At 57.3% G+C, this 4,440-nt stretch carries 6 protein-coding genes; 4 read left to right on the top strand and 2 right to left on the bottom strand.

The window, feature by feature from the left end:
- Together RCH87_RS10200 and RCH87_RS10195 are read left to right on the top strand one after the other, a co-directional pair.
- Positions 1 to 1,077: DEAD/DEAH box helicase (locus RCH87_RS10200; protein WP_306516589.1), on the top strand; the 1,077-nt coding region annotated here is incomplete at its 5' end.
- Positions 1,077 to 2,402 (top strand): hypothetical protein, encoded by a 1,326-nt coding sequence (locus RCH87_RS10195; RefSeq protein ID WP_306516588.1) that lies wholly within the window; start codon positions 1,077 to 1,079, stop codon positions 2,400 to 2,402. The genes RCH87_RS10200 and RCH87_RS10195, both read left to right, overlap by 1 nt.
- A 38-nt stretch (positions 2,403 to 2,440) precedes the next feature.
- Here the strand turns inward: RCH87_RS10195 and RCH87_RS10190 are convergent, their stop codons facing one another.
- Positions 2,441 to 2,890, bottom strand: a complete 450-nt coding sequence (locus RCH87_RS10190; protein WP_306516587.1) for a hypothetical protein — start codon at positions 2,888 to 2,890, stop codon at positions 2,441 to 2,443.
- A gap of 513 nt (positions 2,891 to 3,403) precedes the next feature.
- Between RCH87_RS10190 and RCH87_RS10185 the strand changes: the two genes are divergently transcribed.
- Together RCH87_RS10185 and RCH87_RS10450 are read left to right on the top strand one after the other, a co-directional pair.
- Positions 3,404 to 3,664 carry a WhiB family transcriptional regulator gene (locus RCH87_RS10185; protein WP_018121003.1) on the top strand — a complete coding sequence of 87 codons (261 nt, stop codon included), beginning with the start codon at positions 3,404 to 3,406 and terminating at the stop codon, positions 3,662 to 3,664.
- A gap of 105 nt (positions 3,665 to 3,769) precedes the next feature.
- The gene (locus RCH87_RS10450; protein ID WP_369707185.1) at positions 3,770 to 3,847 is read left to right on the top strand and encodes a 50S ribosomal protein bL37; all 78 of its coding nucleotides are present in this window, start codon (positions 3,770 to 3,772) and stop codon (positions 3,845 to 3,847) included.
- Between the two features lie 71 nt (positions 3,848 to 3,918).
- On the opposite strand, the gene RCH87_RS10180 is transcribed toward RCH87_RS10450, so the two are convergent.
- Positions 3,919 to 4,266, bottom strand: coding sequence for a hypothetical protein (locus RCH87_RS10180; protein WP_306516586.1), 348 nt, complete (start codon positions 4,264 to 4,266; stop codon positions 3,919 to 3,921).
- Between the last annotated feature and the right edge of the window lie 174 nt (positions 4,267 to 4,440).

The raw sequence follows: 4,440 nt of genomic DNA, 5'->3' as shown, positions 1-4,440 counted from the left end.
CCCACCCGAGAATTAGCTATCCAAGTCGGTGATGACTTGCATCGCGCTTCCAGACATACCCCGGTGCGCACGCTGACGATCTATGGCGGTAGCTCAATCGAGAAACAAATTGCGCAATTAGAGCGCGGTGTTGATGTCGTCATCGGCACGCCCGGACGATTGCTGGATCTGTACAAGCGCGGAAATCTACAGCTTAATCAAGTCGCTATCTGCGTGCTCGATGAAGCCGACGAGATGTTAGATTTAGGATTTTTGCCCGATATCGAGCGCATTTTTCAAGCACTCAAGCCGGAACACAAGCAAAAACCTCAGCCAACGGCCCTCCCAGCTGCCGCAGCAGGTGGCCATGGCGGCATCCAAACCATGCTGTTTTCCGCCACCATGCCCGGCGAGATCAAAGCACTCACCCGGAAATTCCAGCACAAGCCAATTCACATTCATGCAGAGGATCCGTCGGCAGGCGCCACGCACACCAGCACCCGCCAGGTTGTCTTCCAAGCTCACCAGCTGGATAAGTTGGCCGTGGTCTCACGGATATTGCAAAGCCCCGGCCGTGAGCAGGCGGTGGTGTTTAGCCGCACCAAACGTTCGGCCGCATTTTTAGCTAACGACCTGGCGAAGCTGGGCTTCCGGGTTGCCGCTGTCCACGGCGATCTGCACCAGGGCCAGCGCGAAAAAGCCCTGCAAGCTTTACGGACTGGCGCCGTCGATGTGCTCATCGCCACTGATGTTGCCGCCCGCGGCATTGACATCGATTCCATCACTCACGTCATCAACTACCACCTTCCCGATGACGCCATGACTTTCGTCCACCGCATTGGGCGCACCGGACGCGCTGGCAAAACCGGCACGGCAGTATCTTTGGTCGGGCTTGAAGAAATCGGCAAATGGCGTGTGATCAATGACGAGCTCGGGCTGGGGCAACCAAACCCACCGGAGTGGTTTTCGACCTCCTCGGAACTCGCCGAGGCTTTCGGGCTCCCCGACAGCACCACCAACCAGGTGGGCCCAGCCACCTCAGTCATCGGTGTGGATCCAGAAAAACACCGTGGACCGCGGAAGAAGTCGAAGCGTTAATGGCAGCGACATACTCTGCACCGCTGCGGCGTACCCGCACGGATTTAGTGATCATCGCCGTACTAACAGTACTCGCTGTGGCGGCGGTGCTCATTGTCTACGCCGGAGCCTCCATTCGCGGGGTCGAATCACATACAGCTGAGCATGCCTATGAGGCTGGATCTCCCCGTGAGGAGGTCCCCGATCAGCTCACCGAGGTCGCTCGCCTACATTCTGCCCAGCTGCCCGGCGCGCTCGACAATGCTGATGCTGCAGCTAATACTGATACTGCTGCTGATTTCCCCGCGCTCGCACCAATTGTGGCCGGCGGATTGCTGCTGACCTACGACGAGCACGATGGCCAGCACCGAGTGCGCGCCTATGCTCCCGATGAGCTTGCCGACGCTGCAGTCGCCGAAACAGAGCCTGCCCCGTACTGGGAATATTCCCGGCAATACCCGTTGTGCAGCCTGACCTCCGCTTGGGATTCGGTGGTGTTGACCTACCGCAACGCTGCCGGTTGTGGCGATGTGGTCGCACTAGATGCGGCGACAGGCGACTACGAGGCCACGCGTTCGTCGATCGCGCCGGAGCAGGTTGGGCCGATTCGTTCGAATGACCGAGTCGGCACCGTATCACCCGAGCGTGTCGAATTATGGCGCTCAGATATGGTGCGCACCGTGGAATACGGCGCCGTGGAGGCGCCACAAGAACCAGGTAGTCAGCCAAATGCAGCATGCACTATCCACTCGGCATTAACGCGCACGGAACTACTCGCCGTCGTCGAGCACTGCCCCGATGATCCGAACCACAGCGTGTTGCGGTTGCAGCAAGCCACACCGGAGGATTCCCGCGTACCGGAAATCGATTCGAGCATCGGCCTGGAACAGCCTGGTGCGCATGTGGTCGCGGTCGGGCAAGATGCGGCCGCGGTCTACCTTCCTGGTGAGCAGCCAGAACTGATGTCTTTTAATTCCGAAGGTACGCGTACCAGCCAGCGCCGCGTCGATCCGGCCACCGGCCTGGCTTCTGCGTTTGTTTCCCCGGCGACGGCGGATTTACCACACCATATGACCTGGTTTGATGGCCAACGCCTGTATTTTTTCACCCCGAATGAGCTGGCCGTCGAGCATATTATTGACCCGGCCTTGGGCACGGGCGTAGCCGTTGCGGGCAAAGCTTTGGTTCCCACGGAGTTTGGTATCAGCGTGGTGAACTGGAATAGCGGTGAGATCGAGCGGACCATCCCGCTGGAACGTGGTGACTATGAAGGCCCGGTCTCACTTGGCCTTGCGGGTGAGTATCTCGTCGAAAAGCGCGGCACGGAATTAGTTGTGCTGCGCTAGCTGTACTGAATTAACAGTGCAGCATTAGTGGCGCCGCGCTAGCCACGCGATTGGTGATGCAGTTCCATCCAGGAATTCGATTGTGGGTGGAAAACCATCATCAAGGCGATCAGCGCTGAAGCCAAGATAAGAATGCCGAAAAACACTGCCCCGCCGGACATCATTTGAAACGACGACGCCGCCAGGATGACCTGCAGCAACACGATTGGCCCACGCCCCCAGCGGTTACCGCGATATTGGGAAACCGCTGCTGCCACGATGGTACCGAAGACGATGATGATGAATCCTGCGGTGCCCGCACCAATCCAATTAGCGGTAGCGGCGTCCGAGGCCACGCTCGGGTTTTCGGCATCGATGATCTCACGCCAAATCAAAAAACCAGCAAAAATCAGTGCGATCGTTGACTGCACGATGGCAATCAACGACGCAAACTTAACGGTCGCAGGCGGTTGAACTGGTGTTTCTGGCTGTCCCGACGAAGATTTCACGTCCCGTAGTCTACCGTTTAGCACCGCAGGGCGGGAAGATACCGAAAGATATGACAACAAGCTGGCAGAATCACTTGCCATCACTTACCTCAGGCCGATTTGACGACATGCAATCTTCTGCACTTCAGCGGGAACGATCGTTTGCGCAGCTCAACGTCGACAAGAATCTGTGAACTTACTGTATTTAGGTACGCACACCATCATTTCATGATAAAAGTTTCCGTCCTGATACATGATTTAACTCACTATTTACACCAGACCCCTAGCATTCACCTTTTATTCATGTCATTATTCCTTCATAGCGACAACAAAGGCCGCTAACCGGCATTCCCCCGGACGGTGCACCCCGCACCGCAACCATGAGTTGAGCCAACACCATAGCTTCCGGGCACTTCACCGCGCTTAGCGCGAGCCACGGTGCGAACCCAGCCGGCAGCACCGCAGCAGGTTGCCAAAACGGCAGCTGCAACGAAAACCCATGAATCTCTGATTTCGACCAAAGGAGCACACAGTATGTCTGATTGGCGCCACGAAGCAATCTGCCGAAATGAAGATCCAGAACTCTTTTTCCCAGTCGGCAACTCGGGCCCAGCACTGACCCAGGTAGCCAAGGCGAAACTGGTGTGCAACCGCTGCCCCGTCACCAATGATTGTTTGCAGTGGGCGCTGGAAACCGGCCAGGATGCTGGCGTCTGGGGTGGCATGTCCGAAGAAGAACGCCGTGCCCTGAAGCGCAAGCGCAATCGCGGACGTCGCGCTCGCGTCAGTGCCTAAAAACGCATACCGTTTCCGGCACTGGTATGCCAGTACTTAACCTGCCGACGGGTTTCGCTAGTATAGTTCCTGATACCCGTTCCTAATGAATAAGGAGTGATCACCATGAGCAAGCGTGGTCGTAAGCGTAAAGACCGCCGTAAGAAATCCGCCAACCGCGGTAAGCGTCCTAACGGCGGATAGCTAGAGTTTGAAAGCTCTACAATGCAAAAGGCACCCCTGCAATCATGCAGTCGGTGCCTTTTTCATGCTTGCTAGCGATCATATTTCTCATAACGCTCATAGCGCTGATAGCGAACGCTACGGCTGCTACGGCTACTGCGTGTGCTGCTAACCTCCTGGCCACCACGATTGTCCGTGACAGTTTCGGTGCGAATAGAAACCAGGATGCGCTCGCGCAAACTCCGCGGTGCCGCGGCAGTCGGATCCTCATCGACAGTCTCGCACGAACGGTTCAGCATCGCCCGGAATCGCTCTTCTTGGTGCAGGCGTTGGTAGCACAGCTCGCACGAGGCCAGCTCTGCACGCACTTCCTGCAATTCAGCCGAATTCAACTCACCGTCGGCGGCGCCGTCGATAAGCAAACCCACTAAGTGATTCACCCGCTCCGGGCTACACCCACAGGGGGCGTACTCCGAGTGTGGAGTGTGTGCGTCGTCGGGTGTGTTCCACTGTTGCATCAGCGTTCACCTTCTTTGCTGTTCGCTGCGCTTGTCGCTGGGTTCTTGTGTGCTGGCTTCTTCTTCGTCGGCGTCGTCTCTGCAGCCGCAAGCTCT

The sequence above is a fragment of the Corynebacterium sp. genome (assembly GCF_030826625.1).
GTDB lineage: Bacteria > Actinomycetota > Actinomycetes > Mycobacteriales > Mycobacteriaceae > Corynebacterium.
The sequence above is the reverse complement of the archived record's forward strand: the minus strand, read 5'-3'. Positions and strand labels throughout refer to the sequence as shown.